Source organism: Dietzia alimentaria 72, assembly GCF_000226215.1.
Classification (GTDB): Bacteria; Actinomycetota; Actinomycetes; order Mycobacteriales; family Mycobacteriaceae; genus Dietzia; species Dietzia alimentaria.
Window position 1 is genome coordinate 20,837 of sequence record NZ_AGFF01000003.1, and the last position, 14,508, is coordinate 35,344.

Genomic DNA, 14,508 nt, shown 5'->3' on the forward strand with positions numbered 1-14,508 from the left:
AGGCCTCTGTCCGCCTCTGCATCCCGCCAGCGAGGTCGCAGCCCTTGATCGTCAGCCAATTCGGAGTATGGTCATTATTCAGCGTGCTCCGGTACGGTTTTACAGCGAGAGAGGGTGACCACCATGCCAACGGCTCCTCTGGGGCGTCGCGAGCGCAGCAAAGACGCAAAAAGGGCGCGAATTTTCTCCGCAGCGTCCGAACTGTTCGGTGAACGCGGCTTTGAGGCGGTCACTACCCGCGAAATCGCCGACCGCGCAGATGTTGCTGCTGGCACGCTATTTCGCTACGCGGCGACCAAGAGTGAGTTGCTGCTGATGGTGTATAACGACGCTGCGGTGGCCGCTTTGGAACTCGGGGCGGAGAACGCTGCCCGGCCCATTGGCCCCGCAGATAGGGTCCTCGCACTGGTCGAGCCGTTCATCGCCGAGGGGTGGCGCCAGCACGAGAATTCGATCGTCTACCAGCGTGAGTTGTTGTTCGGGTCGCCCACCGACGTCTACCGGGCACAGGGACTCGACATCATTGCGAGAATGGAACGGGCGATTGCCGAATTGCTGCTGGACACTCTTCGGCCGCTCTCAGAATTTACATCCGCGGCCGACCACGAAATAGAGTGCGCCGCCCGCTCGATATTCGCGCTAGTGCATATGACCATTGTGCATCCCATGATTCGCCAGCGCGGTGAAGAGCACCCCATGGATCCGCTGGGCGTGCTTCGGACTCAGGTAAAGATCATCGTGGCCGGACTCAGCGAAATCGGACACTCTCGAGGCGATTTGCATGCTTCAAGACACAACCAAAGGAGAAAGAATGACCAAGATTAATAAGGTTACCGTCCTGGGAACAGGGGTACTCGGTTCACAAATCGCTTTTCAGACAGCGTTCAAGGGGTTCGAGGTAGTTGCCTTCGATATCGACGACTCCGCGTTGACCGCGGCGAATGAGCGACTCGACGCACTGGTGAGCACCTACACGGACGAGGTCTCAGAGGCTTCCGGCGGCAGAGCCGCCGAAGCAATTGAGCGCATCACAATGACATCCGACCTGGAGACAGCCGTGTCCGACGCCGATCTAGTAATCGAGGCGGTCCCTGAAGATCTCTCCATCAAGAACGAGCTCTACGGAAAGCTTGATGCGTTCGCTCCTGATCACACGATCTTCGCGACCAACTCCTCGACACTACTGCCGAGCGACATGGTGCAATCCACCGGCAGGCCGGAGAAGTTCTTGGCGCTGCACTTCGCCAACAGGATCTGGGTGCACAACAGTGCTGAGGTCATGAAGACTGATCGAACTGCCCAGGAGACCTACGAGACAGTCGTGGCTTTCGCCGAGAATATCGGAATGGTACCGATCGAGTTGAAAAAGGAGAAGGCCGGCTATGTCACGGATTCTCTGCTGAAGCCGTTTCTGATCGCGGGCCTCAGCCTCTTTGTCGACGGTTATGCCGAGCCGGAGATGATCGACCGCGCATGGCGCCTCGCCACGGGCGCGCCACTCGGCCCTCTTGAGATCATTGATGAGGTCGGGTTGATGACCCCATACAACGTGGCAAAGCAAAGCGGTCCCGAAGGGGAGCGACTAGCCGACTTCCTTAAGACGAACTACATCGACAAAGGAAAACTCGGACAAGCAAGTGGCGAAGGGATATATAAGTACCCCAAGTAGAAATACGCCATCTTTTCAGGAAAGGACTGTGATTCAGCAATGCTCGCAGCATCAATAAACGCGTTCGGGGGCCCCGACGTCCTGACGGTCGGCGAGGTGGACACGCCGCGCCCCGGACCCGGGGAGGTACTGGTGCGGGTGCACGCCTCGTCCACCAACCCGATCGACGCATTGATCCGTCTGGGAATGGCACGGCCGGACCTGCCGATGCCAGCGGTGTTGGGGAGCGATATCGCGGGTGTCGTGGAGGAGCTCGGGCCAGGTGTCACCGATTTCACTATCGGCGACGAGGTCTACTACACCACGCAGTTGACCCAAGGAGGAGACGGATATGCGCAGTACAACGTCGCCTCGGCCGCGATCGTCGCGCGCAAGCCCTCGGGACTGTCGTTCACCGAGGCGGCGGCGATACCGTTGGCGGGCGGGACGGCGTGGGAGGCCGTCGTCCGTAGGCTAGCGGTCCGTCCCGGGCAGACGGTTCTGGTCCATGGCGGCTCGGGCGGAGTCGGCTCCTTCGCGATCCAGTTCGCTGTTGCAGCCGGCGCGACCGTGCTCTCCACCGCCGGACCTGACAATCAGGAGGTCGTCCGCTCCCTGGGCGCGACACCGATCGACTACAGCAGCGAAGACTTCGTGAAGGTCGTTCTCGACCACACCGCGGGCGCTGGCGCCGACGCCGTGCTCGACACCGTCGGTGGCGACAACGTGCGCCGCAGCCTCACCGCGGCACGCGGAGGCGGCCACATCGCAACCATCGTCCCACCGGACGGGCAGCTCGATGCGCTCTACCAGCGCAACCAAACGCTGCACGGCATCTTCCTGAGCCGCGAACGCGCACGGCTGACCGAGATGACGCCCGTCTTCGAGCAGGGCCTCGCTCGTCCGAGCATCGGCTCGGTCATGCCGCTGGCCGACATCGTCGAAGCACACCGTGTCCTCGATTCCGGGCACTCCCGAGGGAAGACCGTCATAGAAATGCCCTGATCCCGGTGCCTCCCCGGCGCTTTCGCCGGGGAGGTGTGGCCACAGAGAGGATCACCACGGTGCATCCTCTGGAATCACTGCGAAGATCGGTCAGCATCCAGCGCGTGCGTCATGTGACGAAGAGCGCCCCGGAGCTGCTCCTGCTCGGCGGGGTCGAGCCCCAGGCGTGGTGCGATCTGATGAGGTACCGCGACGGCGCTGTCACGCAGTGCCCGCCCCTGCTCGGTCAGGGCGACAAGGACACGCCGCTCGTCGGCCGGATCTCGGGTGCGACTCACGAGACCGACAGTCTGCAGGCGCTTGAGGAGCGGGGTCAGTGTGCTGCTGTCGAGGCGTAGCCGGTTTCCGATGACGCCGACCGGGACCGCGTCCGGCGACTCCCAGAGAACCAACATCGTGACGTATTGCGGGTAGGTGAGGCCGAGTTCGCTCAGTAACGGACCATACGCCCTGGTCATGGCCCGGCTGGCGTCGTAAAGCGCAAAGCAGAGCTGGTTGTCGAGTTCGAGTTCAGGGGCGGAGTGCATGGCCCCAGGGTACGTCAGCCCCCTTGCACGATTCAATCGTGCGCGATATGGTCGGAGACCCGCATGAGGGCAGCGCACTTGTCGGGGCCGCACCTCGACTTGACGGCCTGATGAGTACGCGAGCGACGTTTCCAGTGGCTGAAAACCGCTGGCCCGCGTACCGATTACAGCCCCTCTGCGACATACAGAGCAGGGGCGTCACCCCTCCGACTTAACGATCCCGAGACGCGACGCCCACCCCATCGATCACGAGGAGAACACGATGTCGAAGTACTCCACCGCTAACCCCGCCACCGGAAAGGTCGAGCGCGAGTTCGATGAACTCCCAGACGCCGAGGTTCCCCGCGTCCTCGCCCGGTCGGCCGAGGCCTTCACTTCATGGCGGGAGACGTCGGCTGCCGACCGCGCAGAGATGCTCAGCCGGATCGCTGACGGCTACGAAGCCCGCAGCGACGAGCTCGCCACGGTGATTTCCACCGAGATGGGCAAACCCCTGGCCGAATCCCAGGGCGAGGTCGCACTCGCCGGGGCGATCTACCGCTGGTACGCCGACCACGGACCTCAGTTGCTCGAGTCCGAGGTCCTCGATCCGCAGGGGTCCGACGAATCGCTCATCGAGACCAAGCCGATCGGTCCGCTCGTCGGCGTGATGCCGTGGAACTTCCCGTACTACCAGGTGGCCCGTTTCGCGGCACCCAACCTGATGGCCGGCAACACCATCATTCTCAAGCACGCACGGATCTGTGCGGCATCGTCCGAGCTCATGGCAGAGATCATCCACGATGCCGGTGTGCCTGCGGACGCGTACATCAACGTCTTCGCGACCAATGAGCAGATCGCGGATATGATCGCCGATCCCCGCGTTCAGGGCGTCTCCCTCACCGGCAGCGAGCGCGCAGGCGCGTCCGTCGCCGAAACCGCCGCCAAGAACCTGACCAAATCGGTACTCGAGCTCGGTGGTTCGGACGCCCTCATCGCACTTGACGACGGCGACCTGCAGACGACCGCCGAGACGGCCGCGAAGGCCCGACTCTCGAACGCGGGTCAGGCCTGCAACTCGCCCAAGCGGATGATCGTTCCCAACGATCAGGTCGACGACTTCGTCGCGACCGTGGTCAAGGTATTCGAGTCCGCGAAGGTCGGCGACCCCACCGACCTCTCCACGACCATGGGCCCGCTGTCCTCGATCTCGGCCCGCGACACCGCGGTGGACCAGGTCAAGCGCGCGGTGGAGCAGGGCGCGACCCTGCACACCGGGGGCGAGGCACTGCCCGGCGACGGCGCCTTCATGAGCCCGGCCGTACTGACCGGTGTCACCAAGGACATGGATGCGTACGAGGAGGAGATCTTCGGCCCGGTCGCCGTCGTCTACGGCGTCGACTCGACCGACGACGCGGTCGCGCTCGCCAACGACGTCAGCTTCGGCCTCTCCGGCTCCGTATGGGGCAAGGATATCGACCGTGCCCAGGAGATCGCCGACCGACTCGAGGTCGGGATGGCGTACGTCAACGAGCACGGCACCACGCTTCCCGGGCTGCCCTTCGGCGGCGTCAAGCGGTCCGGATACGGCCGCGAGCTGGGCCGCTGGGGAATGGGCGAGTTCGTCAACACCCGCCTGCGCCGTACCTCGTCGGCCAAGAAGTAGCAGCTGACCGACGCGGGCCCCGGGAATGTACGGGGTCTGCGTCGTCGACACCGCACCACATCATCAACGCAGGGAGTCACTATGTCGCGCATCGCCATCGTCGGAGGACACGGCAAGATCGCACTGCAAGCCGCAAAGATACTCAGTACCGAGGGGCACGAGGTCACCTCGCTCATCCGCAAGCCCGAGCAACGCGCTGAGATCGAGGGCGCCGGCGCTTCTGCGAGCATCATCGACCTGGAGTCGGCCTCGCAGGACGAGCTCGCCGCGGTCTTCCGGGGCCACGACGCAGTGGTGTTCTCCGCGGGCGCGGGCGGCGGCAGCCCCGAGCGGACCTACGCGGTCGACCGCGATGCCGCCATCAAGACCATGGATGCCGCATCGGCGGCCGGCGTCGAGCGTTACGTCATGGTGTCCTACATGGGCGCCGGGCCCGACCACGGCGTTCCGGAGGACGATTCCTTCTACCCGTACGCCGAGTCGAAGGCCGAGGCGGACACCCACCTGAAGGGCACAGACCTGGCCTGGACGATCCTCGGGCCGAGCATGCTGAGCGACGATCCCGCCACAGGCGCGATCGAGGTCGGCCAATCGGGTTCCGGGTCCGCCGCACGCGGCAACGTCGCCCAGGTGATCGCGGCGGTTCTGACGGATGAGTCCACGATCCGACGGACCATCGAGTTCGTCGACGGCCCCACCCCGATCCGGGATGCCGTCAGCGCTGAGTGAGTACTCGCGCCGACGGTCTTCGGTTCTCGCTAACCACGATTCCGGACGAACGCGATTGACAGAGAAAGAGGTTTCACGATGAACAGCAAGACTCTCCAGGTATTTGCCAGTCCCAGCAGGTATGTGCAAGGCAAGGGCGCTATTAAGCAGTTGGGCGCCTACCTTGCTCAGCTCGGCTCCTCTCCGCTGCTCGTCGCCGACGACGTCGTCTGGGGAATAGTTCAGGAATCCGTCGAATCCAGCCTTACGTCCGCGGAACTCACCGTCACGAGGAAGTCTTTCGGAACGTTCGCCACCCCTGACTCGGTTGACGAACTGGTGGCTGGCATCAACGAAAACGGACATGACGTCATCGTCGGCATCGGCGGCGGATCGGCCATCGACGCGGCCAAGGCCGCTGGACATCTCGCAGGTATCCGATGGGCCAGTGTGCCGACCGCCGCCTCCTCGGATGCACCGACCTCATCACTGGCGGTCATCTACAGCGAGGAGGGCGAGTTCCTAGAGTACCGCTTTTTCGAGCGCAATCCCGACCTCATCCTCATCGACACCCAGGTCGTGGCCAACGCGCCGGATCACCTACTCGTCAGCGGGATCGGCGACGCTCTCGCCACGTGGGTAGAGGCGCGCGCTACCGCTCGGGGTTCAGGCTCCACCATGGCCGGGGGGCGTACCACTCAGGCGGGCACAGCACTGGCCGAGCGGTCCTGGACGTTGCTCTGGGACAACGCGTTCTTGGCCCTGGAATCGGTCCGTTCGCACGTGGTCACGCCCGCCTTGGACAAGGTGGTCGAAGCCAATACGCTGCTCTCCGGACTCGGCTTCGAGTCCGGAGGGTTAGCTGCAGCGCACGCTATCCACAACGCCCTTACAGCGGCACCGCAAACCCATGGGCTGAGCCACGGCCAGAAGGTCAACTTCGGCACCATGACCCAGCTCGTCCTCGAAGGTGCGCCAACCGAGGAGATAGAAGCATTCGTGAAATTCACCACCAAGCTAGGCCTTCCCAACTCCCTCGCCGAGATCGGCCTCACCCCGGAGAATGAAAACGAACTGCGCGCCGTCGCGGAGGGAGCGACCGTGGAGGATGAAACCATTCACAATATGCCGTTCCGGGTCACAGCAGGCCAGGTCATCGACGCCATGAAAGCAGTGGAAGGAATCTCCCGAGCCGTCCGATCGGCCAATGACCTGCCCGCGCCCGCTCTCCACGTCGCGGAATGACGTCCGGCTGCACCGACATCTCCCTGCCGGTGGATCCAGTCGAGCGTCACTCCGCACGTCCCCCGCGGAGACCGCCGCTCACGCACATCTGACGGCCCACGTAGGTACCTTCGGCCCATGAAGGAATCACAGAGCCTCGCGGATTGGCTGCCCCACCCGATCGGGTTCGTGCTCGGCGGTGGGGGCAGCCTGGGTGCGGCCCAGGTCGGGATGCTCGAAGCCCTCGCGGAGGTTCCGATACGCGCCGACGTCGTGGCCGGCACCTCCATCGGAGCACTGAACGGGGCCGTGGTCGCGTCGGATCCAGCCGGAGCCGCTCATCGCCTGTCGCATATCTGGCACGGCCTCCAGACCGACACGATCATGCCGGGGGGCCTATGGGCGCGTCTGAAGACAGTACTGCGGAGTCGCACCAATCTCTACGACAGCCCGAGCATCGGTCGTCTGGTCGCCGAGGAGATCACCGAGGGCCAGATCGACGAGCTCGCACTGCCCTATCTCGCGATGGCGGTCGACGCGGACACCGCCGAGCCGGTCCAACTCACGGGCGGGCCTTTGCTCAGCGCGATGCTCGCGAGCTCGGCCATCCCGGGAGTCTTCCCGGTGGTCCGTCGTGACGGCCGTGACCTGTACGACGGAGGACTCGTAGCTAACACCCCGGTACTTGAGGCATTGGCGATGGGCGCCGGCTCCTTGGTGGTGCTCGACTGCAACTATCCCGATCGGCGGATCACGCGCCCGACCACTGTTCCCGAGGCGGTCCTGTACGCGGCCACGATCGCGGCCCGTCAGCAGCTGGAGCGTGACCTCCCCGTGGCTGCGGGGGAGGTCCCGGTACTCGTGCTCCCCGGGCCCAAGTACCTCCCGGGCCTGTCGCCCCTGGACTTCACCGGGTCCACTCCGTTGATAGCCTCTGCGTATCAGGCCGGTCGCGACTTCCTGTCCACGGTGAAGGTGAATGGCCCGGGTCTGTACCGTCGGTGATCATGTGGAGGCACGCTCACATAGCTCGCCGAGGACCCGCACGCGTGCCGGTCAGGAGTTGGTGACGACACCTACCTTCAGTGTGCAAGGCCCGTGCACTCCCACGGTGTAGGACGGACCATCGCCAAGTCCTGCGGCACGTCGGTAGCGATGTCCTCCTCACGGACCACGCACACGTGGACGTCTGGAACGAGCCTCACCACGCGCCGCCCGGACGCCCCCTGTCCAGAACGAGCGTGCCGTTCTCCGCAATCGCAGCCGCACACCCGGTCACCGCCGCGCGGAGGACGGGTTGAAGAGTTCCCCATGCGGTGGCCCCCGCGTTCTACTGGCCCCTGCGCACGATGATCGACACCGTCCAACACGCTGGATTCACCGTTACCTGTTCACGCCGACGCCACGATCCTGGCCGGCAACCCCACGCCGCGCTCTTCGCTCGGCGAGAACAACGCTACCGGCGTCAGTCGCAGGATGAGCGGACCTGATCGGCCCGTTACATCAGCTTGGTCGACTCGAGTTCGCGGAGCAGGTTCGCATTGAAGTCCATCAACGGCCGACGCAGCACGTATCCCAGCAGCAGCATCGGCACGACAAACAGGGCGAGCCATCCCAGCGAAAACCAGTAGTCGCCGTCGTAGACCCCGGCGATCGCCGACCGGACCGCGTCGACGGCGTGAGTCCCCGGCAGGAACGAGCTGATGTTCTGCAACCATTGCGGGAGCACCTGCAATGGGTACGCGCCGCCGGAGCCTGCTATCTGAATAACCAACAGAAGGACTGAGAGTGCCTTGCCCGCGTTCCCGAAGGACACCACGAACGTGTAGGTGATCAGCGTAAAGACGAGGGACATGACCCAGCCGGCGAGCAGCAGTAGCCACGGGTGCGCAGCCTCCACCTGAACGAACAAGATCAAGCCGGCGCTGACGAGCGTGCTCTGCGCGAGACCGACCAGGGCGAACATCCCGTACCGCCCGAGGTATATCTGGTTGGGAGTCAGCGGCTCGGCTCCCGGCGCTACGCTCGTAGGAACGTCGACGCGGATCGCCACCGACGCCAGCACCGCGCCCACCCACAGCCCCAACATCATGTACAGCGGGGCTATCGCACTGCCGAAGCTGGCGACGGAGAACACCGGCATGCGCTCGAGTTCGACAGGCCGGGACAATGAGGCGGCCAACATCCCGGGGTCGCTACCGACCACTTTGGTTAGGGTATTGAGATCTCCCGTGTCAGCGGCCTCGGCCAGCCCCGCGGACAGCTCGTCGAAGCGGCCTGCCGCCTCCAGCAGCGAATCCGACACAGACGCCGTCGTCGCCTCCGCCTGTGCGAGACGATCGAGCAGCGAACCGGTGCCGCCGGAGAGCGTGGCAGTCGCGGCGGACACGTCATCGCCGACTGTCGATACACCGGAATTAATCGAGGACAGCGTGGTACCGAGGGCGTCCAGCTGCGGTCTCAGGCTGGTCTCATAGGCATTCCTGGCGCCCTGGATCGCCTCCCGCGCACCGGCCACCAGGTCGAGCGCCTCCTCGCGGGCCGCTCCCGTATTGGCGCTGGTAGTGCGCACTCGCAGCGCCGCGCTCTCGAGGCCGTCCTGCAGCGCCTGCTGCCGCGCGATCGCGTTATCGAGTCGGGAGACGACCAGGTCGAAACCGCCCCTCGCGACGTCGGGGAGCAGCGGGGAGACTGTGGCCACGGCACTGTCGCGAAGCTCGCGGTATTGATCAACCTGAGTTTGCACCCGCACGGCCAACGCCTCGAGGGCATCGGCGGTACCGGCCGACTGGTCGTCGAGTGCGGCATATGCCTCGTCGATGCGGTCCGATACCGCCTGATAACTGTCGTCGCTCGCCGACAGGGCACCACCGAGCGCACCCGCTGCCGAGGTGAGGGTCGAGGCCAGCGATTCCGCGGCGTCCGCTCCGCCGTCGATCGCGTCAGAGGCACGGCCGAGAGCACGGTCGGACGAGGAGGCCAGATCCGATGCGCTCGCCACCAACGGGACGCTCGAAGATATCAACGTGGTGAAAATGCTTGCGGTATCCGCTCCCGAGCGCAGCTGCGCAGCGACCTCACCGACGCGCGCCTCGAGGCGGGACAGGGCCACCTGGGTGTCGGGGTCGTCCAACTCGTCGGAGAGCGACGAGAGGATGTTCAGACCGACCTCGCCGAGCGTGGCGGAGAACTGCTCGTTGATCCTCGTCGACACCTGGGTCGCACCCTGCCCGGTAATGTTGGGAGCTATCGGGTTCTTCTTCTCGTTGGTGTAATACTCGATCGCTGTCCGCTCGCCACCGTCGGCGTAGAACGTCATCATGTCGGCGCTGAACTCGGGGGGCAGCACGATGGCCGCGTAGTACTCCCCCGACTTCGTCCCTTCGATCGCGTCATCCCGCGAGGTGATCTCCCAGTCGAGGTCATCGTTGGCCCGCAGCGCGGAGAGCGCCTGCTCGCCGATGTTGATCCGCAGCGGGATGAGGTCACTCTGGTACCCCTCGTCGGTGTTCGCCACGGCAATGGTGAGGTTCTCGGTCTCACCGAACGGGTCCCAGGTGGCGATGACGTTGAACCATGTGAATATCGAGGGGATCAGGATCAGCCCCGACAGGACGATGATCGCCATCACGTTGGTGGTGCTGCGGCGAAGGTCGCGGCGAAGGAGCCTCCATGCTGTCCTCACTCGCGGCCACCCCCTTCGCGTCCGGTGCCTGTGTCCACGAGCTCGCGGCGTAGTTCGTCCTCGGACATTCCCCCTAGTTCTCTCGCGAATCCAATGCTTTGCCTGATGTATTCGAGTGTCACGAGGAACCCGACGACCAAGAGAGAGAAAAGCACCCACAGCCCGAGGATGACGGCCTTGCCGGATGGGCTCAGCGACCCGAGAAATCCGAGGGACAGCGTGGCCACGACGGCGACGGCAAAGATGGCGCGCAGCAGCTTCGGATAGTGACGAGTGAATCGTTGTGCCCTGGCGGTGACGTCGCGCCGGAATTCTCCCCCGTTCGTCAGCGCGTGGATGATCTGCGGGAGGCGGTAGCGGCGGCCGGTGACGTGCACGTCCTCGGTCACGAGTAACTGGGTAGCCGCGAGCCTGCGGTTGAACAGCAGAACGAAGTTGCCGAGCCGGTCGCGGAGGACGAGGCCGAGAAGGAACGAGAGGACGACGAACACCGCCAGGGCGCCCATGTTCTTCCAGTAATGGTCTCCGTAAAAGCCACTTATCGTCTCACGCAGTGCGTCGATCCCGTAGGTGAACGGCAGGAACGGATACAGCGCGCGGAAGAACCCCGGCATCAGTTCGATCGGGTACAGGCCGGCCGCGCCGGGGATCTGCACGATGATGAGCAGAACGCACAGGCCCTTACCCACGTATCCGAGGGCGACCGAGAGTGCGTAGACGATGCTCAGATACGCCTGCCCGATCAGCACACTGGTCGCCACAAAAGCGGGCGCACTGGCGGTCTCCACACCGATCAGAAGGATGCCGATGGCCAGGACCAGCGCCTGAACAACACTCATAGCTGCGAGCAGCATCCATCGCCCGAGGTAGGCCTGCGCCGTCGTCAGCCCGGTGATGCCCTCCCTGTCCACTTCGAGCTTGAAGATCACCACGAGGACGAACGCAGCGATCCACAGGGACAGGTTCGAGAAGAGCGGCGCCATCGCGGAGCCGTACGCGTTGACTGGGAACACCGCGCGTTCCTCAACCTCGACGGGAGAGGCCATGAACTGCGCGATCTCCTCGGCGTCGAGTCCAGTCAGCGTGCCGAGGGCGTCCCAGACGTCCGCCGTGCCGAGTGCGACCACGTCGGTACGCACCCGTTCGAGTCCGGTTTGCGCTCCGGCAAGGTTGTCGTCGAGAGCGGTGAGCGCCGTCGATGTCTCAGAGAGTTGCTCATCCAGGCCCCCGAGGAGGTTCTGCGCCTGCCTGAGCTGCGCTCGTTGCGAGTCGATAGTCGACGACAGCAGCCCCGCGCTCGCCGACAGGCGCGACATCGCCCCGTTGAGGTCGGGCCCCGTCCGGACCAGGACGTCGCGGACGGACCGCGCTGAGGCCGACGCGGCGTCTGCGGCCGTGTCGATCGCGTCCGCCGAACTCCGGATGGCAGCCGTGGACTCTGCCACGTCGGCGCCGAGCTGCCGCACTCGGTCGAGGACGTTCTGGTCCTCAGGGACACGGCTCTGCAGCAAGGCTGCAGCCTGATCCAACTGAGCGAACAGCTCGGAGTCAGGGGGTGCCACGGCCAGTAGTGCCCGGACCTCGCTGAGTGCTTCGCCGGTTCTGGCGGCAACGACGTCGGCGTCGTCGAGGCCTGAGCCGAGGGCGACGTTGGCGCGATCCAAATCCGACGTGGCCCTCGCGACAGAACTGTTCAGTGTCGACGCGGCGTCGGCCAGAAGCGTCGCGCCCGAGACGTAGTTGTTTGTCAATGAGCCGGTGAGAGCGGCCAGTTCCTGTTGCGCCTCGTCCGCGATCTGTCGCGCCTGACCGACGGCGGTCTGAACGTCGCCCAGCGTGGTGTCGACCGTATCGAGCGTGTCTCCCGCCGAGTCGAGGCCGTCGCGAGCGCCGGACAGCCCCTCCTGCAGTTCACCGATCCGCCCACGCGCGGATCCGACAGTGCCGACAGCGCCGTCGAGAGCGTCGACGGTGCTGTTCTGCGCGTCGAGCAATCGGCGTTCGACATCGTCGCCGGCGTCGGTTAACTCCGCGGTCACTGCCTCGGCGACGGCCGAGACGAACGTACTGTTGATCTGCGTGTCAAGTGTGGACGCACCGACATCGGTGATCTTCGGCGAGACCGCGTTCGTCTTCTCGTTGACGTAGTAGGCCAGGGACGGGGGCGTGAAGTCGCCGGTGCTGAAGCTCAGCAGGTCTCGACTGAAGTCCGGTGGGACGATGATCGTCGCGTAGCTAGAACCGCTCCGGACCGCCTCCATCGCGGCATCCTCGTCGAGGAACTGCCAGCCGAGCTGATCATTCTCCTTGAGCTGGTCGACCAGCTGACTGCCGACGTCGACATCGCCCGTCAACGTCGAGGTGCCACCCTCGTCCTGGTTCACGATCGCGACGCTGATGTTCTCGGTTTGCGAGTACGGGTCCCAGAAAGCCACGATGTTGACCCAGGCGTACAGCGACGGGGTGATCATGACGCCCAAGATGACAATCCATGCTTTGCGCACGAGCGCGAGCCGCCTGGCATCTCGCGAAAAGACGCGAAAGACGTTGCTCATTCACATCTCCCTGCCGGTTGATCCTTTCGAACGGTACACGTCTGACGTCCGCGGAGACCTCACCGCGAGTCCACAGACCAGCTGACCACCAGACCGATGTCCACCCACAGACGTCAGCCGGCGAGTGGCTACTGGTAGTAGACGAACTAGGTCCGCGGTTGGATGGCCATCGACTGCTCGGGCGTGTACGGGAGGTGTCTTCGTCGTAGTAGTTCTTCCCCGCTATCCATATGTCCGGGGACAAGCCGGTCCACAGGGACTCCACCGTATCCATCTTCATCCCCGAGGTGCCGTGGCCGTCCTGAGAGACCCGGTGGATTTCCTCGGCGCCGCGCTTCCGATCTGCGCACCCGGGCTCTGCCCCGGCGAGAACGCGTGATATTCGTCGACCAGTCGCTGCAGACGGTCCGCGGTGTCCCGCACGGCGGACCTCCTTCTCGGTCACCCGGTCGGTGCCGGGCACCGATCCCGCCAGAGCCTGCCAGGGCCGGTCGCATTCCGTTCCCGCGGCGTGATGCGGTTTCAGCTACCTGTCCATCCGGGCAACGGCACCAGCGCCTTCCCGTCCCCGGCGGTCGAGGTGCCGATCACAGAGAGGGTGCCGTCCGATTCGAGGCAGACCGCGGCCACCTGGTCCAGGCCTCCGAAACCACTCGAGCGCATGGCCTGGAATACCTCGTCGTGGGTCAGTCTGCTCGAGGCGATCGCCTCCTCCAGCAGGGCTCCCCGGTGCGCCAATAGGACGGGCCGGGCGCGCACGACGGTGCGGCCCTTGACCAGTCTCGAGGTGAACAGGCTCACGAGTACCTGGAGGCCGAGCAGGAGAATGATCCCGACCAGGCCGGTCACCAGCGCCAGATCCGACGAGGTGAGAATCGTGGCCAGAAGCGACCCCAGCGCCACTGTGACCACCATGTCGAAGGCGTTGAGCTTGGATAGCACCCGCTTGCCGCTCAAGCGGATCGCGGCGACCATCGCCACATACGCGACCGGGCCGATGAGCAGTACGCGGACGATGGGGTCGAGCGACGAAAACCACATGGGGACCTCCGGTATCGGTGACGCGAGGTCCGGTTACGCTACTCGGCCCTCTGGAGACAAAGGGCAGAGGGTTGTCAGTAGATCCAGTCGCCCTGGCCGTCGAAGGCGCCGAACGGGCGGCCCGGGCCAGTTTTGACGATGACCGGGTCGCCGTTGCGTGAGTTGTCGTAGTACTAGCGTGCATCCTCCGGCACTGATGTTGATGCAGCCGTGCGAGACGTTGCGTACCCCTTGATCGGCCACTGACCAGGGTGCGAAGTGGATGTAGATGCCGTCGTAACTCAACCGGACGGCGTCGTGCACGATCGAGTCGTAGCCGCCCTCCTCGATCCGCAGGCCGGAAGTCTCCGAGTTCATCCGCACGTTCCGCCCGCGCTCACCGGTGCAATAGACACCGTTGTATGCGTCCCACCCGGGCCGTCCGGCGGGGGCACGCATGATGCGCAGGTGCGGCCGCCAACGGACCTCAC

General features: G+C 64.8%; 12 protein-coding genes. 7 read left to right on the forward strand and 5 right to left on the reverse strand.

The genetic code is table 11. The features are described 5' to 3' along the window. Positions 1 to 123 precede the first annotated feature (123 nt). The 3 genes from ON04_RS00390 to ON04_RS00400 are packed head-to-tail and all read left to right on the forward strand — an operon-like array spanning position 124 to position 2,653. The gene (locus ON04_RS00390) at positions 124 to 825 is read left to right on the forward strand and encodes a TetR/AcrR family transcriptional regulator (protein WP_010539584.1); all 702 of its coding nucleotides are present in this window, start codon (positions 124 to 126) and stop codon (positions 823 to 825) included. Further along, entirely contained in the window at positions 812 to 1,669 is an 858-nt protein-coding gene (locus ON04_RS00395) for a 3-hydroxyacyl-CoA dehydrogenase (RefSeq protein ID WP_010539585.1), read from the forward strand. The genes ON04_RS00390 and ON04_RS00395 overlap by 14 nt, the downstream gene beginning before the upstream one ends. Positions 1,670 to 1,708: 39 nt before the next feature. Continuing rightward, positions 1,709 to 2,653, forward strand: a complete 945-nt coding sequence (locus ON04_RS00400; RefSeq protein WP_010539586.1) for a zinc-binding dehydrogenase — start codon at positions 1,709 to 1,711, stop codon at positions 2,651 to 2,653. 74 nt (positions 2,654 to 2,727) lie between these two features. On the opposite strand, the gene ON04_RS00405 is transcribed toward ON04_RS00400, so the two are convergent. Continuing rightward, positions 2,728 to 3,180 carry a MarR family winged helix-turn-helix transcriptional regulator gene (locus ON04_RS00405; RefSeq protein ID WP_010539587.1) on the reverse strand — a complete coding sequence of 151 codons (453 nt, stop codon included), beginning with the start codon at positions 3,178 to 3,180 and terminating at the stop codon, positions 2,728 to 2,730. Positions 3,181 to 3,442: 262 nt separating this feature from the next. On the opposite strand from ON04_RS00405, the gene ON04_RS00410 reads away from it, so the two are divergent. From ON04_RS00410 to ON04_RS00425, 4 genes are all read left to right on the forward strand, one after another. Beyond that, positions 3,443 to 4,825, forward strand: coding sequence for an NAD-dependent succinate-semialdehyde dehydrogenase (locus ON04_RS00410; RefSeq protein ID WP_010539588.1), 1,383 nt, complete (start codon positions 3,443 to 3,445; stop codon positions 4,823 to 4,825). Between the two features lie 81 nt (positions 4,826 to 4,906). Continuing rightward, positions 4,907 to 5,554, forward strand: coding sequence for an SDR family oxidoreductase (locus ON04_RS00415; protein WP_010539589.1), 648 nt, complete (start codon positions 4,907 to 4,909; stop codon positions 5,552 to 5,554). Positions 5,555 to 5,632: 78 nt separating this feature from the next. Next, entirely contained in the window at positions 5,633 to 6,778 is a 1,146-nt protein-coding gene (locus ON04_RS00420; RefSeq protein WP_010539590.1) for a glycerol dehydrogenase, read from the forward strand. 117 nt (positions 6,779 to 6,895) lie between these two features. Further along, positions 6,896 to 7,762: a patatin-like phospholipase family protein gene (locus ON04_RS00425; RefSeq protein ID WP_010539591.1), complete on the forward strand. Its 867-nt coding sequence runs from the start codon at positions 6,896 to 6,898 to the stop codon at positions 7,760 to 7,762. A gap of 493 nt (positions 7,763 to 8,255) precedes the next feature. Here ON04_RS00425 and ON04_RS00430 read toward each other — a convergent pair whose 3' ends face one another. From ON04_RS00430 to ON04_RS17260, 4 genes are all read right to left on the reverse strand, one after another. Next, positions 8,256 to 10,442 carry a YhgE/Pip domain-containing protein gene (locus ON04_RS00430; protein WP_010539592.1) on the reverse strand — a complete coding sequence of 729 codons (2,187 nt, stop codon included), beginning with the start codon at positions 10,440 to 10,442 and terminating at the stop codon, positions 8,256 to 8,258. After that, on the reverse strand, positions 10,439 to 12,997 hold the full coding sequence (locus ON04_RS00435) for a YhgE/Pip domain-containing protein (protein WP_010539593.1): 2,559 nt from the start codon (positions 12,995 to 12,997) through the stop codon (positions 10,439 to 10,441). Before ON04_RS00435 ends, ON04_RS00430 begins: the two co-directional genes overlap by 4 nt. A gap of 522 nt (positions 12,998 to 13,519) precedes the next feature. Then, entirely contained in the window at positions 13,520 to 14,038 is a 519-nt protein-coding gene (locus ON04_RS00440) for a DUF421 domain-containing protein (protein ID WP_010539594.1), read from the reverse strand. A gap of 33 nt (positions 14,039 to 14,071) precedes the next feature. Further along, complete coding sequence (locus tag ON04_RS17260) at positions 14,072 to 14,476, reverse strand: L,D-transpeptidase (RefSeq protein ID WP_337998980.1); 405 nt, start codon at positions 14,474 to 14,476, stop codon at positions 14,072 to 14,074. Positions 14,477 to 14,508: the final 32 nt, after the last annotated feature.